Origin of the sequence: Thalassospira sp. B30-1 (assembly GCF_015767575.1) — a bacterium.
GTDB classification, from domain to species: Bacteria; Pseudomonadota; Alphaproteobacteria; order Rhodospirillales; family Thalassospiraceae; genus Thalassospira; species Thalassospira xiamenensis.
Window position 1 is genome coordinate 2,381,786 of record NZ_CP065232.1, and the last position, 26,107, is coordinate 2,407,892.

The window sequence follows — 26,107 nt, forward strand, 5'->3', positions numbered from 1 at the left end:
CAGCGTCCTTATCAAATCAGGTGGTGGCAGCAATCAGCTTGCAATTGCCGCAAACGGGTCATCAACAATCGGCCATATCGGGCGTGTCAGATGACGATATCCATTGGTTTTCGGATCGGACGGATAAGGTCCGTGGACATCGACATAAATGATCTCGCCCGCGATCTTGGCGAACGCATCGTAGAAGTGATTGGTCGATTTGATAAACAGATATTTTTTCGCCGTCGGATCAATGCCCATATTTGAAAACAGGCTGGGATCGAAACTTTGCGATCGGTTGGAATTCAGGATCACCTCGCCTCCGTTCGGAAGCTCGATCACCGCGCAATCGCCCAGCGGCACGATGCTGTCACCAAAATACTGCCATGAATCACGGCGGATTTTTTTCACCCGCACTTCGGCATCAATCGGTGCCCCCGCATGTGCACCGGTTTTCCCGCCGAAGCGTAACGGCAATGTCGCGCCCTCGCCGGCCGATATGCAAATCCGAACCGCCATCGGATCCCAGATGGTGCCAACCGCAAAATCGCCAAGCCCGCGCGCCATTACGGCACGCAGCAAAATCGTGCTGTCACCCGGCACACCGCCGCCCGGATTATCCCACACATCGGTCAGAACAATCGGCCGTGCATCGCTTGCCAATGCCTGATCAAGGGCGACATCCGGGGTTACAAAACTTGGCCGTGTCGTACCACGGAACCCGAAAAGCTCCTGACCCAGCTTTTGGGCGAGCTCGCTTGCCTTGGCCGGATTATTGTTGGTGGTCACAATCACCTTGGCACCAAGATCGGGCACGTCGCCGGCCATAAATCCGTGAATAAACGATACCGAAAGAACATCACCGGCCCCCTCCATCGCCCTGGCGCGGTCAATAAAGGATCGCATCGGTTCGCGTGACGTCGGTAGAACTTCGATCATATGGCAGTCAAAAACCGCCTTGGTCGGCTTGATCTCGCCGCGAAGCGTGCGCAATACCAGATCAACCACCGAACGCCCGGCATCGACAAAATCGGTATGGGGGAATTCCTTGAACGCGACGATAATATCAGCGTTCGCAATGCGCTGCTCTGTTAGGTGGCTGTGCGGGTCATAACTTGTGCCGATAATAACGTCGGGCCCGACAATGTCGCGAACACGCGAAATCAGATCGCCTTCGCAATCCAGATATCCTTGCGCCACCATCGCCCCGTGCAGGCCCAGAATAACCGCATCAACCGGCATGGCCGCACGCAACTGGCCCAGAACCTCGTCGCGCAATTGTTCATAGGTTTCCCGATTAACCAAACCGCCCGGCTCGGCCCAGGTGGCGGTTCCCTCGATCAGGTCCCAACCTTCCTTTGCCGCCCGCACGCGCGCCTCGGTAAAGACGGCACTACACAGCGTCGGGGTCACCGGATGCTGTCCGGGCGGTGCATAGAAGCTTTCCTTGAAATCGGAAAAATCGGTGCGCAACGGCGAGAATGTATTGGTTTCGGTCGCAATAGAGGCGCAAAAAATCCTCATGACCCCATCCTTTTTGTTCTTTGTAATCATCATATTTTATGTGCAAAAGAAAAATGCGTGCGGGTGAAGCACCACCCGCACGCGCATGGATTATTCCATGTAGCGGTGGGCGTTGGCCTTATCGACTTCCGTCTGGAACAGTTCGAGAAGTTCAACGCCTTCCGTGCCCAAAGATTCCTGAACGTGTTTGACCACGACCGGCTGGGTCACATCTTTAAGCTTCTGACGCTCTTGCGCGCTCAATGCCGTGATTTCCATTTTGTCGGTCAAACCGGCAAGACCACGATCAGATGCCTCGATCACGCGCGATACACCACGGCTGGCAACAACGCAGGACTGTGCGGCATAACGAACAATCTTCTGCTGATCGGCAGTCAGATCATCCCAGAATGCTTTCGACAGCATAAAGGTGTAGGGCGAAAACAGGTGGTTGGTCAGGGTCAGATAGCCCTGCACTTCGTTGAACTTGGCAAAGGTCACGGTCGGAACCGGGTTCATCTGACCATCAATCACGCCCGTCTGAAGACCGGCATACACTTCGCCCCACGCCATCGGATAGGCTTCTGCACCCAGTGACTGCATGATTTTCTGATGCGACGGCAGCGACATGGTGCGAACACGAATGCCTTTGAAGTCCTCAAGCGTCGCAATCGGATGCTTGGAGTTGGTCACGGCAAAGAACCCGCCGGTATCCGGGAAACCAAGAACCTTGACATCGCCAAGGGTGCTTTCGATATCGCTTGCCAGTTTCTGACCAAACGGACCATCAAACACGTCATAAGTCGATGCGTTGCTGTCAAACGCGAATGCAAGGTTCAGGACGTCGATACGCGGATAATAGGATGCAATCGCCCCGGTCGAGGTCAGGGTCGCCTGAATAAGGCCATCACGGACCATCTGCACATGTTCGGCCGCCGAACCAAGCTGGTTGGACGGATAAACCTCTACCTTGATCTCGCCATTGGTGTCGGCTTCGACAATGTTGGCGAAAACAGCGGTGCAGGCATGCGCCGGGTTTTCAAACGGGTCTTCCTTGTTGTCATGGGCAAATTTCAGAACCTTGGGTTCCGCATAAGCCAATGACGTGGTGCTGGCCAGCATGGCCGTCGCAAGGGCAAATGCCCCGAAACGCTTCATCGTATTCATTCTACCTCTCCTTGATTAAGGCCTTTTATTTCTGTCCACGGTCTTGGTTTTGATGCCCCGATCCGGACCTGATCGGGGCGTTTCATTGCCGCCGGTTACCGGAAGCCCAGCAATCGCGGGATCGCGAGGGCAAGATCGGACCAGAAGGCAAACAGGAACAGCACACCCAGTTCCGCCAAAAGGAACGGCCAAAGCTGGGCGGCAATTTTTTCAAGCTTTTCACCCGTGACAGACGACAGCACGAAAAGGCAGGCCCCCACGGGCGGCGTCATCAACGAGATATTGAGTGCAAGAACAAAGATGATCCCGGCATGGATCGGGTCCATGCCGATCTGAACCGTCAACGGCACCAGTACCGGGGCCAGAATGATCAGGATCGCATTGATATCCATGACCATCCCGATCATCAGCAACAGGGCGACAATCATGAAAATGACCATATAGGGATCAGACGACAGGCTCAGCACAAGGCTTGCGACTTCCTGCGGAATGCGATTGAAGCTCAGCCACCAGCCAAGGATCGACGCAAAGGCGATGATGATGAAAATCACCCCCGTAACGCGCGCGGTGCGGATCAACATCTTGAAGAAATCGGCAAATGTCAGCGCACGGTAAATAAAGATACCGATAAACAGGGCATAGGCGACGGCGACCGATGCCGCCTCCGTCGGGGTGACAATCCCGCCCAGAATGCCGCCCAGAATGATCAAAGGCATGATCAGGGCCGTGATAGATGATTTGAAAATCTTCCAGATTTCCAGAAGGTTCGCCCGACGTTCGTTTTTCGGCAGGTTCTTGGACCGGGCGGTTACCGCAATCACCGTCATGCAGATCAGACAGATCATCAGCCCCGGCAGAATACCGGCGGCAAACAGCCCGCCAATGGAAACCCCCATCAACGATCCATAGACCACCATCAGACCGGATGGCGGAATGGTCGGGCCGATGATCGATCCGGCGGCCGTCACCGCACAGGCATAATCGCGGCGATACCCCCGTTCCACCATGGCTGGTACCAGTGTCTTGCCAAAGGCCGCCGCATCAGCGGTCGCCGCCCCGGTCAACCCGGCAAAGAAAACCGACGCCAGCATATTGGTATGCGCCAACCCACCACGAAAATGCCCGACAAGCGCCTGCGCAAACAGGACAAGGCGGCTGGTGATGCCGATATGGTTCATGATTTCGCCCGCCAGAATAAAGAACGGCATGGCAAGAAACGGGAATACGTTCAGACCGTTAAAGACCTTGCTGGGCCCCTGAACAAGGAACATGCCCCCGCCCATGTCATAAAGGCCAATCACCCCGGCAACGCCAAGGGCAAAACCAATCGGCATGCCCAGAACCATCAGAACGACAAAAGCAATACCGACGATCATTCTGCGCCCTCCGCCAGATCAATGGGAACAAAACGTCCCTGATCGCGAAGTGCGACCAGCAACAGCTGAATGGCAGCAAGAAGTGACGCAACCGGCACCGCCGCATAAGGCAGTGCCAGCGTCATGCCAAAAATCATCGCCTGACGGCGCATACCGCCCACGGCAAAATCAAAGCCATAAATCGCCAGATACAGAAACGCACACAGCGCAATCAGATCGACACAGAACAGAACCGTGCGCTGAACCGGCTTTGGCGTATTAAGGATAAACATCCCGATGCCGATATGTTCACGCCGCGCAATCCCGGCCGATACCGCCAAAAGCGCAGCCCAGATCATCAGATAGCGCGCAAGCTCCTCGGGCCAGGGCAGTTGCCAGTGAAAAATGTATCGATCAATCACGCCCAGCCAGACATCCAGCACAAGGGCCAGCATCAGGACGGCAATCACTCGTTCGACCAGCCAGTTTAACGACCGGCTGATCATTGCGGCTGTGGTTTCAACACGGCGCAGCGCCATCTTACTCAATCTCTCCGCTGATGAATGTTTTGTGTAATTTTTCTACACATTGAGGATATTTTTGTAGCTTGTCTACATATTTTTGCACCATAATCTTAGATATCACCCCAAATGTTCCGAGACGAATGATATTATAGGTAGTTAAACTACATTTTTACCTATATTATTGGGTCACCTGCCCAAAACCACCGTAAGACAACAACGGCGATCAAGCATTTCGGCAATCAACGCCCTACCCGCTTTGCGGTTAAATCCGGCAGGATGGGCAATCTCGGGATCAAGATCGCAGCTATCGCCTGCAAACTGAAAAAGTGATATTTATCAGCGGGGTGTTGGCAACAACACCTCATATTCGAAAATGATCGGAACGCTTGCATGCAACCTACTGTCGATATCATCAGCCTCCTGCGTCGAAAGGCCGGAACCTTTCCCGCACGCGAACAACGGGTTGCCGACTACGTTCAGGATCATTTGCAGGACGTCACCACCATCGCGCTTTCTGATCTTGCGCAAAAGGTCGGCGTCAGCGAACCGACCGTGATCCGGTTTTGCCGGACCCTTGGGTGCGACGGGTTTCGTGATTTCAAAATACGGCTGGCGCAGAACCTTGCCGTCAGCATGCAATACCTGGCCCCCGAAGACCTTGCCGACGACACAACAGCCGCCGACGTGCTTTCCAATCACGTGCTGGGCGTGATTGTCGATAACCTGCGCCTTTTGCGTGAACAGCTTTCAAGTACTGAAATCGACAAGGCCGCCGATATTCTGGCCAATGCCCGCCAGATCGCCTTTATGGGCGTTGGCGGCGGCTCAACCACGGTTGCCTTTGATGCCGCCAACCGGTTTTTCCGGCTTGGCATTCCCGCACAGGCACAAAGTGATGGTTACCTTCAGCGCATGCTGGCCTCAACCTTTGGCGAGGAAGATGTGCTTTTTGCCATTTCCACCAGCGGCCGACCGACCGAACTGATCCACAGTGCCGCCATTGCCCGCCAATATGGCGCAAAGGTCATCTCCATGACCCACCCGCAAAGTCCGCTTGCCGCCGAAAGCGACCTTGTGATTGGCATTGATATGCCTGAAAACCCTGATATTTATAAGCCAACGGCCACCCGGCACGTTTTTCTGGCAACCATCGATATCATTGCCACTGCGGTTGCCCGGCGCACGCCGGACCGAACGCTTGAAAAACTTCGCCGGATCAGGTCATCTTTGCTGACTCTCAATCCGCCGACAGGTCGCCAGCCCATCGGCGACTAATCACGCCACCATCCCATCGAGGCCCCAATGACCCGTACTGCCTTTATCGGCGAATGCATGATCGAGCTTGCCGGAACATCCCCCGGCAGCATTTTTGGCGCGGCGAACCTTGGCTTTGCCGGGGATACGCTAAATGGTGCGACCTATATGGCACGCACCAGCCGCCTGCTTGCAGCGCCTGATACAGATGTTGCCTTCATCACGGCATTGGGGACCGACCCCTATAGCGATGCGATGATTGCCGCGTGGCAGCACGACAATATCGACACATCACTGGTCCGCCGGATCGATGGCGCCCTGCCCGGTCTTTATGCCATTCAGACCGATGAAACCGGCGAACGCAGCTTTTCCTACTGGCGCAATGATGCCGCGGCCAAACAGATGCTTCAGGGCGGCCACGATGCCGTGTTGCGCGATGCGCTTCGCGGGTTTGACTGCCTTTATCTTTCGGGGATCACGCTTGCGATTCTGTCGGAAAAGGATCGCAAAACCCTGATCGATATCGCTGCAAACTTCGCCAAACAGGGCGGCAAGGTCTGCTTTGACACCAATCATCGCCCGCGCCTTTGGTCCGATCAGGACATTGCAATGGCAACCTATCTGGCGATGGCCCCCCATTGCCACACCGTCCTGCCGACATTTGATGACGACAGCGCGCTATTTGGTGACGCCACCCCCGATGCCACGGCCAACCGCTGGCATGCGCTTGGCGCAACAGAAGTCGTTGTAAAATGCGGCGGCGAACCAACCTTTTATTCGATCAAGGATGGTGAAACCGGCACCGTCACACCGCCCAAGGTCACTGATATCATCGATACGACATCGGCCGGGGATTCGTTTAACGGATCATACCTTGCTGCCCGCAATGCCGGGCGTGACGTGCCCGCCGCGATTGCGGTTGCGCAAAAGGTTGCCGGCCGCGTGATTTCACGGCGCGGTGCGCTTGTTGATATCAGCGATATCAAACTCGATCAGTAATCCAGCCGGAACTGAACGCCAGCCTTGCTGTCGATTTCGGTGGTTTCACTGGTGACACTGATATTTGGTGTCAATTCAATCTCAACCTCGACCCCGCTTGACCCCGGGGTCGTTCCGGTCTTGGTCCCGACATAGACCCCGTCCGTCAGGTATTTTCCCACCTTGACGTTCGGGCCGTCTTCGCCGCCGCCCACCTGCAAAACATCAGCCCCGATAAAGCGGCGGATCGACCCAACAATATCAAGGCCACCGCCACCACCCGAAAGCTCGTTCACCGCACTGGCAAGCTGCACGGCCTCAATCGCACTCAGGCTGCCTTGGGACTTGCCAAACAGGACCTGCGACAGGATTTCATCCTCCGGTAGGGACGGATTGGATGTCAGAACCAGTTCCGGGTCGCTTGCCGGGCCTTGGAACCCGGCGGTTACGGTCAGATCATCAGTGGTATAAACCCCTGCGATATCGAGTAACGGATCGGGCGGTGTCGCACCGGAAAACGTGATCTTGGAATCCTTGATCACGAATGTCTTGCCAATGATATCAAGCTGCCCGCGAAGCGCCTGCAATTGCCCGACAATGATCGGCTCTGCAGTTGTCCCGCTGATATCAAGCTTGCCACCCCATTCGGAATCAAGCCCCCGCCCGCGCACAAACAAACGCCCCGGAATATCAACCGTCACGTCAAGATTGCCGACAAAACCCGATGCGGCGTTTTTCTTTTCCTCTTCTTCCTCACGCTGCCTGGAATCTTCGATATTCTCGACATCAAGCGTCGAGACCGACACTGGCAGCGCAAGGGTCAGGTCGACTTCGCCACGGCGCAGCGTCACGTTGCTTTGGATATCAGCAGTCTGTTCGGTTCCGGTAACAGATGCCGTCACATCAGCCCAGAATTGCAGTTCATCCTTACGCGACAGGGCTGCGTTATCAACCTTAAGCTCCGCCTTGTAGCTGACAAGCGGATCGCCACCCAACGTCACCTCGGCCGCCCCGCTAATCCGGCCATTGCCGCCATCGGTTGCCGAGATTTCCGAAACCCGCAAACCGTTCTGATCAAAATCGCCATTGATCGTGATCTGCTTTAACAGCGTGCCATATTCCAGATGCTCATACGCCCCACCCGAAAGGGCGATGTTGCCATTCCAGTCAAGCGCATCGAGTGTACCCTTGGCAACCACATCAAGTTTGAGATTGCCAGACATGACATGATCAGGGGCTGGGACATAAGGCCAGAATTGCGCGATTTCGCCATCAACCTTGACCAGCGCATCAATCGGAGCCACCAGATCAAGGGTGTAATCCTGTTTGAGTATGGAAATACCAAGCGGCACGGTGCCGCGCGCCTCTACAATCTGGGCCTCATCATTGCCAAGGGTCGCATTGCCATCGAACTGACCGTCACGCAACGCCAGATCAAGCACCATTTCAAATGGCTTCAGGTCCTTGACCGCGACGGTCGTGATCTTGCCAATCCCGCCCGAAACGGTCGCCACCGGCAGTTCCCCGGTACGTTCCGACATCTCAGCGGTGATATTCATTGTGCCGTCCAGCCCGCTCAGGCCAAACATCTCTCCCCACGGGCCTAGTACCAGCTCGGAAATCTGCGCTTCGGCCGCAAAGCTTTTCTTTGGCGTCAGATCAAGCTTGGCAATCACCTGCCCCGCGCCGACATTCAATGCCGCATCAAGCTTCTGCTGCCCTTTGCCAGTTTGACTAAACAGCAATGGTTCACGAAGGGCGATGTTCTGGCTGCCGATATTGATATCAAGCTGATCGGCACGAACATTGATGCCATCCGAAAGCCCAAGTTCGACGGTGCTATCGAGTTTAATCGGAATAGTGTCGCGAAGCTGACCATTGGCATTCGTCGCAATTCCAATGGCCGAAAGATCGCCGGAAATCTCGGTCTGCAACTCATTAATCGCAAGCGGCGCAAAACGAATATCACGCCCGTTCAGGGTCAAATCAAAACCGGGCTTTTCAAACGCGTTCAGGATCGAACCGGCAAGAACGATTTCTTCGATTGCGGGCGGCTCTGTCCCTTCTTCGGCGGCAAGCCGAATGCCTTTGATGTTCGCATTCACATCAATCTGCTGCTGGCCCGATTTCGGCACAAACGCCACATCGGCGGTTAGCGCACCATTCGTCACCGACGCCCCGAAATCCGACAGCATCACCGCATCGAGTTTACGCACCGAAAGCTTGCCACGCATCGGCACCGCGTAATCTGGCAACATCAGGCTACCGACAAGCTCAAGCCGCTCACCGCTCAGGGCAATGTTATCCACCCGCAACCCATCGGCGGGCAAAACCACATCTGCCGCCAGATCGTAATTGCGCCCCATCAAGGCAAACCCGGCCTTGTTGATCAACGATAATACCGCCTGATCGGACCAGCGCATTTCGCTCACAAGATCAAGTTTTTCAAACTTCTGCCCACCGGCCAAAACCGATGGCGTTGAAAGTTTGATGGTCCCGACCGGTGCCGCGATATCCCCATCAAGATTGATCGCAACCGTCGCCGGGGCGATGGAAACACCGATATCAGGTGGCACCACGCCGGGCTGAACCGAGAGTTCAGATTTAACCGACAAATTACTGAATTCATTTGAAATATCGATCTGCACCGGGCCGGAAACCATCGCCGCGGCAATCTGATCAAGCGTGATCGACAGATCAAATGCATCATTAACCGCAAGCTTGCCGTCAATGGTCGGCGCAGCCCCGACAATACGATCAAGATCGGCAATGCCAAACCCGGCCTGATCGGCCTTGATTGCAATATTCGCCGTCCCGCCCTGCTCAACCGACCATGCCAGATCGCGTATCGCAACCTGCCCCGTCCCGGTCAGATCAAGCCCCGAGATCGGTGCAAAAATCGCAAGATCACGGATATCGGCAATCAATTCGCCATCCGTCACCGCCATCACGTCATTGATATCGGTCTTGCCGTCAACCGAAATGCCCGGCGTTGTGATATTGATGTTGCCAAGTGCAAAATTGCTGAAATCCGGTGCGATTGCCGCATCAAGGGCAACCTGCTGCGCATTGCCCAGCATCGCACCAAGATCGGCATCCTGCCAGTCATTGCCCGAAACATCGACCCGGCTTTGAACAGAAAACCCGTCCTCATCACCACGAAGATCGGCATCAAGTGCCAGCGTCGCGATGGTTGATACCGGCGTTACGACCTTATCCCCACGCAGCATCACCGTCACATCAGGCAATTCAAGCGGCCCTTCGGCATGGGCGGTCACATCAAGCCCGCCCCATGTCACGGCATCCTCGATCAGGGCCGATGTCGCCGGATCAATATCCCCGTGCAGATCGGCCAGAAGAGTACTCTCATCAAAATCGATTTCCGCCGTCGCGCCAATCGTCGCAAGCCCGGATTTCGCGATATCGCCGCGCGTGACCGAAAGGATATTGGCATCCGCATCAAACTGCCCGCCAATGCCCAAATCAAGATCACCCTGCAACGGGTCGGGAAGCTGATCGGCCAGTTCTCCCTGCGTTGCCAGAACACCATCAAGGTCAAACCCGATCCGGCTTTCATCAAGCCGCAAGCCCAAATCACCGCCAAGCGTCACAAGGTCACTTGCCGCAAGTTCAATCCGCCCTTTCCAGCCTGTCGCCGGGCCATCACCCTTCAGGCTGATCGTGATATTTGGCGCATCTTCGGGTGCCAACCCGGCAAGGGTCATGACCAAGCCTGCACGATCAAGCTCGCCTTCGATATCGGCCTTTAATCGCTGCGCATCGGCGTCAAGATCAAGCTCGACACGCAGCCGGTCAATGCTGTCATCAAGCGGTTGCAGATCAAGTGACAAGACCGCTTCAAGGTTTTCGCGAATTGCCGCACTGGCGCTTAGACCATATTCAAAGCTTTTGCCGCTGGCAGGGTCGGAAATACGCACATTGCCAAGCGCCAGTTTGCCAAGCTCGATGGCCAATGGCGGCGCAAAACCGCCTGATGCGGCCTCTTCGTCCTCTGCCGTTTCATCTACGCCCGACATATCGGGCAAGACCACATCAATCGCGACACTTTCAATCCGATCAATCCGAAGCGTCCCACCCAAAAGGGCCAGCGGGGACCAGTCAAACCCGAACTGACTGACATCCACGGCCAAGCCGGATGACGGCATCGACATCGACAAACGATCAAGCGAAAGCCCCGTCCAAAGGCTGCCCTCGATCCGGCCCAGTTCGAAATCGCCCTCTATCGTCTTTGCAACCGTAGTGTTTAACCACGGCGTTAGCGCACGCAATACCGGCCCGGTCCCCGCAATACCGACAATCAGGATCACGGTCAGCAAAAGGCATATGAACGCAATCGTGCCACGCCGCACCCATTTGGCGACCTTTCCGCGTTTGGTGGCTCTCGATGGTTTCGGATTTTCAGGCGACGTCAAAATGCTTGTCCAAGGCTAAGATAAATCTGGAAATCGTCATCAACATTGTCACGCTTATCAAGCGGCACGGCGACATCAAAACGAAGCGGCCCGACCGCCGTGTAATAACGAAAACCAAGCCCTGCCGCCCAAAGCAGATCAAGGTCTTCGGGGTCACTTGCCTCAAACACGTTGCCGCCTTCGATGAATGGCACGATGCCAAAGCTTTCCGTCAGACGTGCGCGGAATTCGATCCCGGCTTCAAGCACCGAACGCCCGCCAAGCGGATCACCATCCTCATCAATCGGCCCGACTTTCTGATATTCGTAACCGCGCACCGATCCGCCGCCACCGGAATAAAACCGTTTGTTGGCCGGAAGGTCCGATCTGTCTTCGCCGATGATCATCCCGGCACGCCCCCGCCCCGCGATGACATAATCGCCTTCTTCGTCAAAGGCATAATATTGCGACCCGTTCAATGAAACGGATGTGAATTGCGCGCTCGGGCCGCTCAGACTGCTATAGGGCGATAGGTTGAATTCAAGCCGGTTGCCCTCGGTCGGATCAAGCGGATTATCGGTGCTGTCGCGCCGCAAAACACCCCGTAACCCGCCAAGATAGAATTGCTCATTGGGCGAATCTGCCCCCGTCAGGTCGGAATATTCCGCCGTTGGGCCAAGCGTAACCGACCAGTAATCGCCAAACTTGCGTTCAATACCGACAAAGCTTTCGACCAGTTCGCCGTCATAGGCATCCGTGCTGTAACTCTTGGCCGAAGCATCCGCGACCAGCGCCTGACGCCGCTTAAGAAACTGCGGCTTGCGGAATGCAGCTTCAAGGCCCTGGCTTTGCCCCGACCCTTCGATACCAAGTCTGAGCCGTTCGCCCGCCCCGAACAGATTGCGGTTTTCCCAGAATGCATTCGCCCCCGGCCCGTCGGCAGTTGAAAAATCAACCCCGCCACCAATCGTGCGATGTTTGCGTTCGTGCACTTCGATCTCGATGGGGATTTCACCATTTTCGGCAACCGGCCCGACCGGTTTGACGATCACACTGTCAAACAGGTTGGATTGCGCCAGATCGCGGCGCGTCGTTTTGACTTCTTCGGGGGAATATTTCTGCCCTGGTTTCCAACTGCGATAACCGGCGATGAAATCCTCATCAACACTTTCAGCCCCTTTGACATTGACCTTGCCAAAATTGGCTTGCGCACCGGTGATCAGTTCATAGGTCACCGAAATGGTCTTTTCGGTGGTATTGGCGATCACGGTTCGCTTGCCCGCTTCCACCAATGGATAACCTCGATCACGCATGATATCGACGGCATATTGTTCGGCCAGAATAATCGGATCTGCGGCTGCACGCTGTCCAAGGTGCAAATTCGACCGCTCAAGCTCCTCATCCGTGGCCTCGCGTTTGGTCGTATGGTCCGGACGGACAATTGAAAATTTCACTTCAGACAGAAGATAGGGCTGCTTGACGTCGACCTGATAAATCAGATCGACCGGATCAGGTTGTTCCCCACCCGCCGGAGCGCCAGCAGCCGGCTCGCTTGTCGCGCTGACAACGTCATCGCCATCGCCGCCATTTTCGTCGTCCGATATGGTCGGATCATCGGGTTCGGCCTTGCGGATATTGAACGCGACCTGCCCGTCATAAAACCCGAAGGCCCGCAAAACGGTCTCGAACCGCTCCACATCATCCTCCGCCCGGCGCTCAAGCCCGGCAAGTGATGGCGTGGGACGCGATTGCAACCGGATCGATGTGCTGACTTCGCGCAACGCATTGATCAGCTTTTCCTCCTGCGGATCAATACCTTCTATCTTGACCTGATAGGGGATCTGGACACCCAACACATCCTGTGCTGCACTATCGCTGTCCTTACCGAACCCAAATTCGGATAAGACACCATCCCCTGAACATCCCGAAACGGCTGACCCCATCAGCAGAACAGACACAACACCAATGCCACGCAGTCTGGATTTGCGGCTGTAGCGTTTACCCCTGTTCACCAAAGACGTCCCCAATATTTTCACTCGGTCCCGATAGACTTATGCAACGGTCGGCTGCATTCGTCGCGCAGTCCGATCCATTTATTGTTTTAAGGCACTTGCCAAGCGCCTGCCATCTTTTCATTCTATACACTGGTCGAAGACGCCAAGGCTCAGAAAGCATGAAATAATGGCATGGCTGTGATCGTTAAACGCACTTGTCATAAAAATGTGCCCGGCTTACTCGAAGTTGAAGGCTATTTTTTTGCCATTGCCACCCAAAAAGCCGGAGGCCCCTAAGTGAACTCCAACGCGACATCAAATTCCTCCCTGCCCGTTATCATCCGTACGGCGACCCGGTCCGATCTGGATGGCCTTTGCGCTCTTGAAAGTGGCAGCTTCACAAGCGACGCGATTTCACGATCGGGCTTTTCGCGCTTCCTGCGCCAATCTTCCGCCCGTCTTCTGGTCGCCGATGCCGGCGAAAGCGGAACACCCGATATCGTCGGTTATGGCCTGCTTTTGCTGCGCGCCAATACGACAACGGCACGGATTTATTCGCTGGCAATTTCCGATAAGTGGCGCGGCAAGGGCCTTGGCACCCAACTTCTGGCCGGGCTTGAAAACCTGGCGATTGATGCCGGATGTGTGCGTATCCGCCTTGAAGTCCGTGTTGAAAACAGCAATGCCCGCAATCTTTATGATCGCCATGGCTATCAACAGATTGCCGATCTGCCCGGTTATTACGAAGACGGGGCCGATGGCATTCGCCTGCAACATGATCTTTATGATATTCCGACCGAACGGTCCCCTGCGGTTGCAACCGGTGCCCCCCTGATCCTTGTGGACCGCCTCAAGGATCTGCCGTTTCAGGTGCCCGGTGCGCGCATCATGCGGGTGCGCGAATATCTTGCGCTTGACCACGGGGTCCGCAACCGGCGTGTGATCAACCTGTGTCAGTCCTATGAATATCTGTCACGCGGCTATTATTGCAGCTTGCTTGCCGCCGCACGCAGCGAACGCGTGATCCCCGAAGCCGACGTGCTTCTGGATCTGAACTGGAAACGGCTGCAAAAAACCGCCCGCGCGGAAATGAGCTCGCAAATCGTCGAAGCATTGACCAAACCCGGCGATCACCCGACCAGAATTGACGTCTTTTTCGGCCGCACCGTCGATAAGCGTTTTCGCGATATCGCGCAACGCGCCTTCGATCAGTTCCGCTGCCCGATCCTGCGCCTGCATCTGAACCCGTCGGATAAGAAAATCCTGCGCGAAATCGAAGCCCCAGCCCTAAGCCAACTGGATGCCGAAGACCTGCCCGCCTTTGAAAGTGCCATTCGTGCCTATCTGCGCGGTCGCGTGCGCAAACCGGCATCTGGCGGCAATCCGCCAAGTGCGCTGGTGGCAATCCTCCATGATCCCGATGCGGTTCTGCCGCCATCCGATAATGACGCATTGGCCCTGTTCGTTCAGGCCGCAGCCGACCTTGGTGCCAAGGCCGAACTGATCACCGCCAAGGATTTCCACCATCTGTCGGAATTTGATGCGCTGCTGATCCGCGAAACCACCGCCCTTGATCATCATACCTATCGTTTTGCCAAGCGCGCGCGCAAGGAAGGCATTCCGGTGATTGACGATCCGGACTCAATCCTGCGCTGCACGAACAAGGTCTATCTTGCCGAATTGCTGCGCACGCACCGCATCCCGGCCCCGCGCAGCATGATTTTCGATAAACGCCGCATTGCCGAAATCGGCAAGCTGTTCAGCTTCCCCTCGGTCCTGAAGGTGCCCGATGGCTGCTTCTCGCGCGGGGTGCGCAAGGTGAAATCGCCCGAACATCTGGCCGAAGTCGCGACCGAAATGTTCAAAAACTCGGAACTTCTGGTCATTCAGGAATATGTCGAAACCACCTTTGACTGGCGCATCGGCGTTCTGGGGGGCGAGCCGCTCTTTGCCAGCCGCTATTTCATGGCGCCGGGCCATTGGCAGATCGTCAAACATGAAGATGATGGCAAATCGTTTGAACAAGGCGGTTTTGAAACCGTCGCGGTTGAAGACGCCCCAGCCGATATTGTTTCAACCGCCCTTGCCGCAGCCCGCCTGATGGGCGATGGGCTTTATGGTGTCGATATGAAGGAAACGCCGCGCGGCCCGATGGTGATCGAGGTCAATGACAACCCCAGTATCGATGGCGGGGTCGAGGATGTGGTGCTGGGTATGGATTTGTATCGCCGGATCATCGCCCATCTTCTGGGCAAGATCGCACGCCCCTGAAGGTCTTCGGACACTCGAAATGACAAACAAAGGATCGGTTTATCCGGCCCTTTTTTCGATGAACACTGCCGCCTGAAGCTTGTCCCGGCCATAGCGCGCCATAAGGTCAAACTCGTTGCGCAGGATCGGTGTCGATACGCAATCGCTGCCACTAAACGGTTCGTGATCCTCGCCAATATCAGGATCGGTGACATAGACATACCGGTCATCAAATCCCGAAACCACGACCCAATGCGGGATTTTATCGCCGTAAATCCGATACTGGCTGATCAGAACAAGCGCGATCTTGCCCTGTTTTGACCGTTCCTCGATTTCCGCAATGCTAAAGGGCCCGGTGGTTACCGGAATGCCTGCTTCACGTGCCTGACGGGCGAAATCATAATGCACCAGCTCCACGACCTCGCGGTTTTTGGGTTTGCGCACGGTATCAACAAAAAGCGGCCCGTCCCGGCTGCTTAAAACCTCGACATCAAATCCGCGCCGATGTGCCGCCAGTCCAAGACCAAGTGGCCCGCACCCGCCATGCCCCGACGTCATGAAAATCGTCGTCGCCTCGCGCCAAAGCGCAATCTCCTGATTGCGATCCATTTCAATATCGGGATCAAGCGCATTCATCGCCATCATCAACGCCGCCGGACCACAGGTAAACGGCAATGTCTGATGATAAAAATGGATCGGTGATGGCCGACGCAATGATTGCGGCACCAGAACCCGTTCCATACGCAACGCGTCGGAATGGTCGGGATAATAATCCGGATAAAGCGCAAATTCGCGGTAACCTGCCGCCTTGAACAGACGGATCGCCGTATCGTTATCCAGATTGACTTCAAGACGCAGGATCGGCGCGCCGAAATCAAGGCTCAGCTCCTCGGCCCGGTTCAAAAGTGCGCGGCCAATACCCAGCCCACGATGTTCGGCCAGCACCGCCATGGAATAAAGCCGCGCCATCGCAACGTTGGACCTGAAAATCACCAGCGCATAGCCAATCACCAACCCGCCCTTCTCGGCAACGCACAGACGCGCGGTCTCGATACCAAGGAAACGCTTGAACGCGCGGCGTGACAGACGGTCGATGGCAAAAGATTGGTTTTCGATGGCACAAAGGGCATCCAGATCGCCCTCGACCGCCATACGAAGTGATAAGTCGCTCAAAACGGCACCTTCAAACACATGGCATGCGCGCCATTGTCGCGCGCCGTGACCATATCGTTCTAATCTCTCGAAACTTAAAGTGCAATTTTGGCAGATGTGTCACGCAAAAACGCTATCCTGCCTCTACGGTCGCGATGCCGTCGCCATCCTGATCCGGGTTGATGATCATTGGGTCAAGGGCGGCAATCGCGGCATATTGGGATAAAAACACCTGCCCGCTCAGATGCGATAAAAACGCGGTGCGCGCCAACCGGTCCATCACCGGTCCCTTGACCTCAGATAGATGGAATTTAACCCCGGCATCGCGCAGACGCAGATTGATATCTTCAAGGCTTTCAAGACCGCTGGCGTCAATTTCATTAATCGCCGGACACATCAAAATCACATGCGCCAAACCCGGATTCTTCGCCACCAGATCATAAATCCGGTCTTCCAGATAACGGCTATTGGCAAAATAAAGACTTTCATCGGGGCGCACTGTCAAAACCCGCGTGCCGGTCAAAACCTGATGACGATGGATATTGCGAAAATGTTCGGTTCCAGGCACCAGACCGACCACCGCAATATGCGGGCGGCTGGTGTGATGCAGATGCAAAATGATCGACAGCAGCACACCGCTGATCACCCCCGGCTCGACACCAAACAAAAGCGTTACGGCAATGGTTGCCATCATCGCGCTGAAATCGCGTTTCGAATAAACCCAGACCCGCCGGATCGCCGCAATATCCACAAGGCTTAATACCGCGACAATGATGGTTGCGGCCAATGTCGCATGTGGCAGAAAATACAAAAGCGGCGTTAAGAAAAATGTCGCCGCCCCAATCGCAATTGCGGTTATCAAACCGGCGGCGGGTGTTTGCGCCCCGGCATCGAAATTCACCACCGACCGGGCAAACCCGCCCGTCACCGGATATCCGCCCGAAAAACCGGCGGCGATGTTCGATGCGCCAAGGGCAATCAATTCCTGATCGGGAACAATGCGCTGGCGGCGCTTGGCCGCCAATGTCTGGGCAACCGAAACCGATTCAACAAATCCGATCACGCTGATCAGCAATGCCGGCACCACAAATTGCACGACAAGTTCCGGATCAAAGGATGGGATCGACAGCCCGGGAAACCCGACCGGAACATCGCCAACAATCCGCACGTCCACCGCCGCCAGATCAAACTGCCAGACCAGCCATGTTGTGACGATCACCACCAGAACCGGCCCCGCCTTGGTCAAGAACGACGCCCAAACCCTGGCCATCCCCAACCGCACCAGAAGCGACCCCATCGACATCCGCACCCAAAACAGGAAAATCAGGCTGCCAATCCCGATCAAAACCGTCGAAAGGTTGCTGTCTGCAACGGATCGCACAATCGCAATCGCGGTCTGCACCGCATTTCCTGACGGGATCTGAAGGCCCAGAATATGGCGTACCTGCCCCAACGCGATCAGGATGCCCGATGCGGTAATGAAACCTGATATGACCGGATGGCTCAAAAAGCTGGCCAGAAATCCCAAACGGAAAATCCCCATCGCCAGCAACATCAAACCCGACATCACCGCCAATGTCACCGCCGCCATCAAGGCATTAACGCCCTCGGGCAATTGGGCCGCCCCAATGGTCGATGCCGTCATCAATGAAATGACCGCAACCGGCCCGACGGCCAGGGCACGGGACGTGCCAAACACCGCATAGGCAATCAATGGCAGGATGGAGGCATAAAGCCCGACTTCGGGCGGCAATCCCGCCAGCATCGCATAAGCCAGACTTTGCGGGATCAACATTACCGTCACGATCACCGCCGCCGTCATATCGTTGGCGGCGTCGTGTCGGTTATAGGTCCGTCCCCAGTCAAGGATCGGAAAATAACGGTGCAACCGTTTCACATTCGGCACTCCGGGCCATCAAGGCCACAAATCACGTCGGCCCGTTTCCGCCAATGGCCGCACCGCTGAATTATCAGCTCCGTGCGGCAATCCGCGGTGCCAGACCAGACATGTCATACCCCGCATCCGCGGCCGTTTTGACAATATCCTCGACCGGCATCTTCCCGGCATTGGCAAGCGACCACAAAATCGCGCAACGCGTTCCGGTCCGGCAATAGGCAAAGACGGGTTTGGGGGATTCGTTTAACGCCTTGGCAAAGGCATCGGCATCGCCGTCCTGCACATTGCCACTCATCACGGGTTGAAACACCGCCGTAAGGCCAAGTTCCTCGGCCCGCGCCTTGACCGCACTAAACGGTGGCTGGCCAGGATCTTCATTGTCCGGCCGGTTGCAAATGATCGTCTTGAAACCGGCTTGGGCAATGTGATCCAGTGCCTCAATCGGCATCTGGGGCGATACGGTAAGATCGTCATTCAGGCGTTTCATCGTCCTTGCATCCATTCTTTCGCGTCGGAAACGTCCCGCCTTTGCCCTCAAAGGCTGTTAAGCGGGATCTTGAGATAACGGATGCCATTATCTTCGGCTGGTGGCAACTCCCCAGCGCGCATATTTACCTGAACCGATGGCAGGATCAGGCGCGGCATATCCAATGTCGCGTCCTTGGCCTTGCGCATTTTGGTGAATTGATCCTCGCTGATACCTTCGCGGACATGGACATTATGGGCGCGTTCTTCGGCCACCGTGGTTTCCCAGATATAAATATCGCGCCCCGGTGCCTTGTAATCATGGCAAAGAAACATCCGTGTTTCTCCCGGAAGGGCCAGAATCTTTTGCACCGACCGATAAAGTGTCGCCGCATCCCCACCCGGAAAATCACATCTTGCGGTGCCGAAATCGGGCATGAACAACGTATCACCGACAAAAACGCTATCACCAATCACATAGGACATGCAGGCGGGTGTATGCCCTGGCGTATGCAGCGCACGCGCCGAAAGCCCGCCGATTTCAAACGTTTCCTCATCCTCGAACAGATGGTCGAACTGACTGCCGTCGCGCTGGAATTCCGTTCCGGCGTTAAACACCTTGCCAAATGTTTCCTGCACCACACTGATCTTTGATCCGATACCCATGCGCCCGCCCAACTTGTCCTTCAAATACGGGGCCGCCGACAGATGATCGGCATGGACATGGGTTTCAAGTATCCATTGCACCGTAAGCCCTTCCTCGCGGACAAAGGCAACAATCGCATCGGCGGAAGCGGTATTGGTTCGGCCACTTGCCGGGTCATAATCCAGAACCGAGTCAACAATCGCGCAACAACTGCTTTGCGGATCGCGCACCACATAGCTGATCGTAAAGGTCGCCTCGTCAAAAAATGCCTTCACCACCGGCATTTTCGATTTGTCCGCCCGAAGCGACGGTTTGCCTGATCCGATACTCATGCCACTCCTCCGGTATTGTCGGACGCCGATAATGCTAGTTCGTGGATGTCTGACAGGTGCAAATACCCAAAATGCGATACAGCAGGCAGAATCGCATAACCCCGGTCAACAGGATGACGGCGCCCACAATCATCGCAAGCCAGCCAAAACCGCCAAGGGTGGCAAACGGACCGGCCTCGGTCGCAAGGATGAACGGCAATACAATCAGGACAAGACCAAGGATGATCCGTACCACACGATCAAATGTTCCAACATTGGCTTTCATCGCGAAACTCCGCTTTTTAAATGGATGAATAATCTCTGGCTCAAAGGTTATAATTAAACATTATAATAATCAAATGTAATTTTATCATTTTTTTGTGTTAAAAATGATCCATCGCAATGCAATGCACAAAACCGCCCGGTTGCGGTCCTTTCCCGCGCGTGCTAAGCCCCTCTCAAATCAAAATTTCTGGGGATGGATCATGGCCGACAACGTTGCATCACAACCCGAAAACGCCTCAACATTTGATTGGCCAGTCTGGCAGGCGCAAAATCCGGCGGGCACATTTTCCCAGTGGCTCAAGGCGTGTGTTGCCGATGATTGGCACAAGGTCACCCACCATCCCTTTACCGATGCCTGGGGCAAGGCCGCAGTTCCCGACCGCAATCTCAAAAACTATCTGATTCAGGACCACCGTTTCATCGACCGGTTTGTTGCCCTTCTGGCCGGTGCCGTATCACGTGCGCCAACGCTGCCGGACCGCATCCCGGCCTGCCAGTTTCTCGCCCTTCTGACCGGACCGGAAAACACCTATTTCGAACGATCACTTGATGCGCTGGGCGTCACCGAACAGGAACGCCGCGAAATGCCGGATTGGGACGTCACCGCGGCCTTCAAGGATCTGATGCGCACCGCCATGGAAAGCAACGACTACGCCAGCATGCTGGCGGTTCTGGCCGTGGCCGAAGGCACCTATCTTGGCTGGGCGGATCGGGTTCACAATGAAATCGAAAGCCACCCCAAAGAATTCTGGTACGCCGAATGGCTTGATCTGCATATCGGGACCTATTTCGAAAGTGTCGTCGCCTTCCTCAATGATCAGCTCAATAAAACCGGACCGACACTCGATGACATGGCCCGTGCAAACTGTCTTTCCTGTTTTCGCAAGGCAACCGAACTTGAAGTCCGGTTCTTTGACGCGGCATGGGGTTCACAGAATTGATCACCATCCGCCCGTATCGCGCAACCGATGCATCGGTGCTGACCGAAATTTACACCCGTTCCGTCATGGAACTGGGATCACGTGCCTATAACCCTGATCAGGTCGGCATCTGGACGTCTCTCGCCCCAACCGCAGAACGGTTTGCCGAACTGATGGATGATGGTCGGCTGCGCCTGATTGCGGCCGATGCAAACGACCGGGCCGTCGCCTTTTGCGATCTCGAAGCCGACGGGCATCTCCATTTTCTGTATGCCCTGCCCGAACTTGCCGGGACCGGTGCGGTCAGGATACTTTATGACGCCCTTGAAAAAGCGGCACGTGACCGCAACATCGCAAAGCTCTATTCCGAAGCCAGTGAACTCGCCAAGGGCTTCCTGTTAAAACAGGGCTTTCACGTGGTTGAACGCCGCGATTTTGAAGTCGCCGGGGTCCCGATACATAACTACGCCGTTGAAAAACGCCTGCGTCCTGTGACCTGATCGCGGGCAAAATCAAAAGGCGGTCATTTCCCGACCGCCTTTTCATGTCAACTGTCCTTGATCGCCCGACGGGCGGTTGTCACCACCCGCTCGACAAAGGCATCGGCCTGCCCGATATAATTCGCCGGGTCGCGCAGCTTGGCCCAGTCGATCCCGACATCGGTAAGTCCGGGCAATTCATCAAACAGATTGCTTTGATTGGCGGCAGACCGCGAAAGCGCATCCTTGACCAGCTTGTCCGCCCCGTCACGTCCAAGATGCTCGGCAAGCGCAAAGGTCGCGGCCTCCGCCAGCATCGCCCCGCGTGACAGTTCAAGATTGGCCGCCATCCGGTCAGCATTGACCTTAAGGCTCGGCACCATATCAACCGCCTGCGCCAAGCCCGCCGCCGTCGCCATGACCATCTGCGGCAAAGTCAGCCACTCCAGCAACCAGCTTGCCCCGGATCGTTCATGTTCATGTATCTGGCTTTGCGCAAATGTGCCAAGCTGGCCTGCATTGAACCGCGCCAATGTGATCAGCATTTCGGCCTGCACCGGGTTGGATTTATGCGGCATGGTCGATGATCCGCCGCCCTTGCCCGGCTGGACTTCGGCAATTTCGGATTGCGCCAGCAACACCAAATCCTGCCCCATCTTGCCAAGCGCACCGCTCAGCGCGGTTAACTGTGCGGCAAAATCGACCAGAACATCGCGCTGGCTATGCCACGGCATATCGGTTGGGGGCAGTTCAAGTTCATCGGCCAGATTGCGTTCAACCTCAATCGCCTTATCCCCGATGGATGCCAGCGTCCCCGCTGCCCCGCCAAAACTTAACCGGAACAGATCGGTACATAACGTATCAATCCGCTGATCAATCCGCACCAATGGTGCCAGCCATCCGGCGGCCTTAAGCCCGAATGTGGTCGGCACCGCCTGTTGTGAACGGGTCCGCCCGATCATGACCGTTGCCCGGTGGGTTTCGGCCTGTGCAATCAATGCCTTGATCAGCTTGCGCGTCCGGCGGCGAATAATCCCCACCGCATCGCGAAGCCGCAACACAAGCCCGGTATCAACCACATCCTGACTGGTTGCGCCAAAATGGACATAGCGCGCATCATCCCCGCCGACCTCGGCCTTAAGCGCCTTGACCAATGCCGGAACCGGCACACCGGCACTTGCCGATCCTGCCGCCAATGTCGCGGGATCGGGGCGAAATTCGCGGCACACATCGGCAATACGGTTCGCACTTGTTTCCGGGATCACGCCCGCGCGTGCTTCGGCCGATGCCAATGCCGCCTCGAACAGCACCATTGATGCAATCTGTGCATCATCGGTAAACAGGGCGGCAATTTCCGCATCGGCAAACAGATTGCCAAGCATCGCAGAATCAAAGGGCGAAATCGTCATCTGGTTTGGTCCACCGTTTAAACAGGTGTTATTTCAGGTCGTTAGTGTCGCGCTGCGACTGCGTTCGGTCAACAACACAAAAAGAAGCCCCTGCCCGTTCTTCCAACGGTACAGGGGCCTTCTTGAAAGCAAACGATCAATCAGACCGCTTCAAGCACAATGGCAATGCCCTGCCCGACGCCAATACACATGGTCGCCAGCGCATATTTGCCGCCACTACGTTTCAACTGCATCGCAGCCGTCCCGGTGATACGTGCGCCCGACATGCCAAGCGGATGACCAAGCGCAATCGCCCCGCCATTCGGGTTCACACGCGCATCGTCATCGGCAATGCCAAGATCGCGCAATGTCGCAAGCCCCTGCGATGCAAAGGCCTCGTTCAGTTCGATCACGTCAAGCTGATCGGTCGTAAGGCCAAGACGCGCCAGAAGCTTCTTGCTGGCCGGTGCCGGGCCAAAGCCCATGATGCGTGGCGGAACACCCGCCGTCGCACCGCCAACCACCCTGGCAATCGGTTTCAGGCCGTATTTCTTGACCGCCGCCTCCGATGCAATGATCAATGCCGCCGCGCCGTCATTAACCCCCGATGCATTCCCCGCCGTTACCGAACCACCTTCGCGGAACGGGGTCGGCAGCTTGCCCAGCTTTTCAACCGTGGTGCCCGGACGCGGATGTTCATCCTTGTCAACGATGATCGGGTCGGCCTTGCGCTGCGGAATGGTGACCGGCGTGATTTCCGCGGCCAGATTGCCGTTTTCCTGTGCTGCCACCGCCTTGTCCTGCGAACGGGCGGCAAAGGCATCCTGATCGGCACGGCTGATCTTGAAATCCTCGGCCACGTTTTCACCGGTTTCAGGCATGGAATCAACGCCGTACTGCTTTTTCATCACCGGATTGATGAAACGCCAGCCAATCGTGGTGTCATGGATTTCCGCATTGCGTGAAAAGGCCGTTTCGGCCTTTGGCATCACGAACGGTGCACGTGACATGCTTTCGACACCGCCGGCAATCATCAGATCGGCTTCACCCGATTTGATCGCGCGTGCGGCCATGATGATCGCATCCATGCCCGACCCGCACAGACGGTTGACCGTCGTGCCGGTAACATTTTCCGGCAATCCGGCCAAAAGCGACGACATGCGCGCCACGTTGCGATTGTCTTCCCCGGCCTGATTGGCACATCCGAAAATAACGTCATCGACATCGCCGAAATCAACATTCGGATTGCGTTCGATCAGTGCCTTCAGCGGAATGGCACCAAGGTCATCGGTGCGTACCGATGAAAGGCTGCCGCCAAAACGGCCAATCGGGGTGCGGATAAAATCGCAGATATAAGCATCAGCCATATGTGGGGTCCTTACTGCTGGCCTTCATGGGCCTTGGCGGTGCGGGCATGCAGGTCACGCAGGACCTGAAGCTCGTGCGCGTCGGGCACCGGAGTTTCGGCGACTTCATCAGCAAATTCAACAGTCCAGCCGGTGTTTTCGATAATATCTTCGCGCGTCACGCCCGGATGGATCGATGTCACGATGAAATGCTTGCCAACCGGATGCGGTTCCATGATGCAAAGATCGGTAATCAGTCGCGACGGGCCTTTGGTATCGACACCATAAGACGCGCGGTCATCCCCGCCCTTGCCATGACCAAGCGAGGTCACGAAATCGATCTTTTCAACAAAGCCACGCTTGCTTTGTTTCATCACCAGAAACACCTCGCCACAGCTGGTCGCGATTTCCGGTGCCCCGCCACCGCCCGGCAGGCGGACCTTGGGATCATCATAATCGCCGATCACGGTGGTATTGATATTGCCGTATTTATCAAGCTGTGCCGCGCCAAGGAAGCCCACGGAAATCTTGCCGCCCTGCAACCAGTAACGGAACATTTCCGGCACCGGCACGGTATTGACGGCCGTTTCGCAAAGCTCGCCATCGCCGATGGATAGCGGCAATACGTCCGGCTTCGTGCCAATCGTACCGCTTTCATAAATAAGGGTCAGTTCCGGCGCATGTGTCAAACGTGCAAGGTTGCACGCTGCCGACGGCATGCCAATGCCGACAAAGCACACATCGTCATTCTTGAGTGCGCGCGAGGCAGAAACCGTCATCATTTCGGTAGGGGTATAGTCAACCATGATCTTTCCTCCGCTTACCCTTTGTTCGCTTCGCGCTTGGCGGCGAAATCTTCAGGGCCGCCCTTCATGACATGCTCATCGATCCACGCGCTAAAGCTGTCACGATCATTGGCGATCTTGTCCCACGCCTTGTAAAACGCGTTGTCGCGCTTGTAATAGCCTTGGGCATAAGACGGATGTGCGCCACCCGGCACCTCGACAATCGCGGTCACTGCCCAGTTCGGCAGCATCACGGCGTTGTAGGGAACATCGTCAAAGTTATCGACGATCTCCTCGACCGTAATGATCGACTTTTTGGCCGCCAGAACGGCTTCTTTCTGAACCCCGACAATGCCTTCAAACAGGACATCGCCCTTTTTATTGGCTTTCTGGGCATGGACCACGGCAACATCCGGGCGAATGGCCGGAACAGCGGCCAGGCTTTCACCAGTGAACGGGCATTCGATGAATTTGATATTCTTGTTCACGCGCGGCAATTCCGCCCCGCGATATCCCTTGAACACCGCACATGGCAAACCTGCCGCCCCCGCGTCATAGGCATTGGCCATTGCCGCGTGGCTGTGTTCCTCGATCTCAAGCTTGTGCGGCCAGCCTTCCTGAACCGCATCGCGCAACCGGTGCAAAGACCCGACACCGGGGTTCCCGCCCCACGAAAACACCAGTTTCTTGGCACAACCGGCCCCGATCAGCTGATCATAGATCATGTCGGGCGTCATCCGGATCAGGGTCAGATCCCTGATCCCCTGACGAATGACCTCGTGCCCGGCGGCATGCGGGATCAGATGCGTGAAACCTTCCATCGAGACGGTATCGCCATCCTTGATGCAGGATGCGACAGCCTCTTTAAGCGACATGAAACGTGCAACCACGGTAAAACTCCTGTGGTAACCAGAACAAGAAAACGCGGCATATCTCAGCCGGATGCGTTGGAATGATTTGGATGGCTGCGCCTACCGGCTTTCCCCAAAGCAGCGAACACAGCCATCCGGACCGAAG

General features: G+C 56.0%; 20 protein-coding genes. 5 read left to right on the top strand and 15 right to left on the bottom strand.

The window, feature by feature from the left end:
- Window positions 1-33: 33 nt before the first annotated feature.
- From IT971_RS11565 to IT971_RS11580, 4 genes are all read right to left on the bottom strand, one after another.
- Entirely contained in the window at window positions 34-1,503 is a 1,470-nt protein-coding gene (locus tag IT971_RS11565; protein WP_063091879.1) for a M81 family metallopeptidase, read from the bottom strand.
- Between the two features lie 90 nt (window positions 1,504-1,593).
- Window positions 1,594-2,649: a DctP family TRAP transporter solute-binding subunit gene (locus tag IT971_RS11570; RefSeq protein WP_110252364.1), complete on the bottom strand. Its 1,056-nt coding sequence runs from the start codon at window positions 2,647-2,649 to the stop codon at window positions 1,594-1,596.
- Window positions 2,650-2,744: 95 nt separating this feature from the next.
- A complete protein-coding gene (locus tag IT971_RS11575; RefSeq protein WP_063091878.1) occupies window positions 2,745-4,025 on the bottom strand; it encodes a TRAP transporter large permease in 1,281 nt (426 codons plus the stop codon).
- The gene (locus tag IT971_RS11580) at window positions 4,022-4,543 is read right to left on the bottom strand and encodes a TRAP transporter small permease (protein ID WP_065702006.1); all 522 of its coding nucleotides are present in this window, start codon (window positions 4,541-4,543) and stop codon (window positions 4,022-4,024) included. Before IT971_RS11580 ends, IT971_RS11575 begins: the two co-directional genes overlap by 4 nt.
- 375 nt (window positions 4,544-4,918) lie before the next feature.
- On the opposite strand from IT971_RS11580, the gene IT971_RS11585 reads away from it, so the two are divergent.
- A complete protein-coding gene (locus IT971_RS11585) occupies window positions 4,919-5,803 on the top strand; it encodes a MurR/RpiR family transcriptional regulator (RefSeq protein ID WP_063091877.1) in 885 nt (294 codons plus the stop codon).
- Between the two features lie 27 nt (window positions 5,804-5,830).
- Complete coding sequence (locus IT971_RS11590; protein ID WP_063091876.1) at window positions 5,831-6,781, top strand: sugar kinase; 951 nt, start codon at window positions 5,831-5,833, stop codon at window positions 6,779-6,781.
- Here IT971_RS11590 and IT971_RS11595 read toward each other — a convergent pair.
- Window positions 6,775-11,193 (bottom strand): translocation/assembly module TamB domain-containing protein, encoded by a 4,419-nt coding sequence (locus IT971_RS11595; RefSeq protein WP_063091875.1) that lies wholly within the window; start codon window positions 11,191-11,193, stop codon window positions 6,775-6,777. The two genes, IT971_RS11590 and IT971_RS11595, sit on opposite strands and share 7 nt — an antisense overlap.
- Window positions 11,190-13,184 carry an autotransporter assembly complex family protein gene (locus tag IT971_RS11600; protein ID WP_063091874.1) on the bottom strand — a complete coding sequence of 665 codons (1,995 nt, stop codon included), beginning with the start codon at window positions 13,182-13,184 and terminating at the stop codon, window positions 11,190-11,192. Before IT971_RS11600 ends, IT971_RS11595 begins: the two co-directional genes overlap by 4 nt.
- Before the next feature lie 279 nt (window positions 13,185-13,463).
- Here IT971_RS11600 and IT971_RS11605 point away from each other — a divergent pair, with 279 nt between their 5' ends.
- A complete protein-coding gene (locus IT971_RS11605) occupies window positions 13,464-15,437 on the top strand; it encodes a GNAT family N-acetyltransferase (protein WP_007089333.1) in 1,974 nt (657 codons plus the stop codon).
- Between the two features lie 39 nt (window positions 15,438-15,476).
- Here the strand turns inward: IT971_RS11605 and IT971_RS11610 are convergent, their stop codons facing one another.
- From IT971_RS11610 to IT971_RS11630, 5 genes are all read right to left on the bottom strand, one after another.
- Window positions 15,477-16,589, bottom strand: a complete 1,113-nt coding sequence (locus IT971_RS11610) for a peptidase C39 family protein (protein WP_223305118.1) — start codon at window positions 16,587-16,589, stop codon at window positions 15,477-15,479.
- A 112-nt stretch (window positions 16,590-16,701) separates the two neighbouring features.
- Window positions 16,702-18,465, bottom strand: a complete 1,764-nt coding sequence (locus IT971_RS11615) for a SulP family inorganic anion transporter (protein WP_065702206.1) — start codon at window positions 18,463-18,465, stop codon at window positions 16,702-16,704.
- A gap of 73 nt (window positions 18,466-18,538) precedes the next feature.
- Window positions 18,539-18,952 carry a TIGR01244 family sulfur transferase gene (locus IT971_RS11620; RefSeq protein WP_051682338.1) on the bottom strand — a complete coding sequence of 138 codons (414 nt, stop codon included), beginning with the start codon at window positions 18,950-18,952 and terminating at the stop codon, window positions 18,539-18,541.
- A gap of 47 nt (window positions 18,953-18,999) precedes the next feature.
- Complete coding sequence (locus IT971_RS11625) at window positions 19,000-19,908, bottom strand: MBL fold metallo-hydrolase (RefSeq protein ID WP_063091872.1); 909 nt, start codon at window positions 19,906-19,908, stop codon at window positions 19,000-19,002.
- Between the two features lie 34 nt (window positions 19,909-19,942).
- Window positions 19,943-20,173, bottom strand: coding sequence for a DUF2892 domain-containing protein (locus tag IT971_RS11630; protein ID WP_037991445.1), 231 nt, complete (start codon window positions 20,171-20,173; stop codon window positions 19,943-19,945).
- A gap of 199 nt (window positions 20,174-20,372) precedes the next feature.
- Here IT971_RS11630 and IT971_RS11635 point away from each other — a divergent pair, with 199 nt between their 5' ends.
- Both IT971_RS11635 and IT971_RS11640 read left to right on the top strand, forming a co-directional pair.
- On the top strand, window positions 20,373-21,113 hold the full coding sequence (locus IT971_RS11635; protein WP_063091871.1) for a TenA family protein: 741 nt from the start codon (window positions 20,373-20,375) through the stop codon (window positions 21,111-21,113).
- Complete coding sequence (locus IT971_RS11640) at window positions 21,095-21,592, top strand: GNAT family N-acetyltransferase (protein ID WP_063091870.1); 498 nt, start codon at window positions 21,095-21,097, stop codon at window positions 21,590-21,592. Before IT971_RS11635 ends, IT971_RS11640 begins: the two co-directional genes overlap by 19 nt.
- A 47-nt stretch (window positions 21,593-21,639) precedes the next feature.
- Here IT971_RS11640 and IT971_RS11645 read toward each other — a convergent pair whose 3' ends face one another.
- The 4 genes from IT971_RS11645 to IT971_RS11660 all read right to left on the bottom strand — a co-directional run bounded on the left by IT971_RS11645 (window position 21,640) and on the right by IT971_RS11660 (window position 25,980).
- Complete coding sequence (locus tag IT971_RS11645; RefSeq protein WP_063091869.1) at window positions 21,640-22,980, bottom strand: 3-carboxy-cis,cis-muconate cycloisomerase; 1,341 nt, start codon at window positions 22,978-22,980, stop codon at window positions 21,640-21,642.
- Between the two features lie 140 nt (window positions 22,981-23,120).
- The gene (gene pcaF, locus IT971_RS11650) at window positions 23,121-24,326 is read right to left on the bottom strand and encodes a 3-oxoadipyl-CoA thiolase (protein WP_063091868.1); all 1,206 of its coding nucleotides are present in this window, start codon (window positions 24,324-24,326) and stop codon (window positions 23,121-23,123) included.
- Between the two features lie 11 nt (window positions 24,327-24,337).
- Window positions 24,338-25,111 (bottom strand): CoA-transferase subunit beta, encoded by a 774-nt coding sequence (locus tag IT971_RS11655; RefSeq protein WP_037991458.1) that lies wholly within the window; start codon window positions 25,109-25,111, stop codon window positions 24,338-24,340.
- A 14-nt stretch (window positions 25,112-25,125) separates the two neighbouring features.
- Complete coding sequence (locus tag IT971_RS11660; RefSeq protein ID WP_063091867.1) at window positions 25,126-25,980, bottom strand: CoA transferase subunit A; 855 nt, start codon at window positions 25,978-25,980, stop codon at window positions 25,126-25,128.
- Between the last annotated feature and the right edge of the window lie 127 nt (window positions 25,981-26,107).

Coding starts and splice junctions, on each gene's coding strand:
- IT971_RS11565 (WP_063091879.1), bottom strand. CDS start 1,503: ATGAGGATTTTTTGCGCCTCTATTGCGACCGAAACCAATACATTCTCG.
- IT971_RS11570 (WP_110252364.1), bottom strand. CDS start 2,649: ATGAATACGATGAAGCGTTTCGGGGCATTTGCCCTTGCGACGGCCATG.
- IT971_RS11575 (WP_063091878.1), bottom strand. CDS start 4,025: ATGATCGTCGGTATTGCTTTTGTCGTTCTGATGGTTCTGGGCATGCCG.
- IT971_RS11580 (WP_065702006.1), bottom strand. CDS start 4,543: ATGGCGCTGCGCCGTGTTGAAACCACAGCCGCAATGATCAGCCGGTCG.
- IT971_RS11585 (WP_063091877.1), top strand. CDS start 4,919: ATGCAACCTACTGTCGATATCATCAGCCTCCTGCGTCGAAAGGCCGGA.
- IT971_RS11590 (WP_063091876.1), top strand. CDS start 5,831: ATGACCCGTACTGCCTTTATCGGCGAATGCATGATCGAGCTTGCCGGA.
- IT971_RS11620 (WP_051682338.1), bottom strand. CDS start 18,952: ATGAAACGCCTGAATGACGATCTTACCGTATCGCCCCAGATGCCGATT.
- IT971_RS11625 (WP_063091872.1), bottom strand. CDS start 19,908: ATGAGTATCGGATCAGGCAAACCGTCGCTTCGGGCGGACAAATCGAAA.
- IT971_RS11630 (WP_037991445.1), bottom strand. CDS start 20,173: ATGAAAGCCAATGTTGGAACATTTGATCGTGTGGTACGGATCATCCTT.
- IT971_RS11635 (WP_063091871.1), top strand. CDS start 20,373: ATGGCCGACAACGTTGCATCACAACCCGAAAACGCCTCAACATTTGAT.
- IT971_RS11640 (WP_063091870.1), top strand. CDS start 21,095: ATGGGGTTCACAGAATTGATCACCATCCGCCCGTATCGCGCAACCGAT.
- IT971_RS11645 (WP_063091869.1), bottom strand. CDS start 22,980: ATGACGATTTCGCCCTTTGATTCTGCGATGCTTGGCAATCTGTTTGCC.
- pcaF (WP_063091868.1), bottom strand. CDS start 24,326: ATGGCTGATGCTTATATCTGCGATTTTATCCGCACCCCGATTGGCCGT.
- IT971_RS11655 (WP_037991458.1), bottom strand. CDS start 25,111: ATGGTTGACTATACCCCTACCGAAATGATGACGGTTTCTGCCTCGCGC.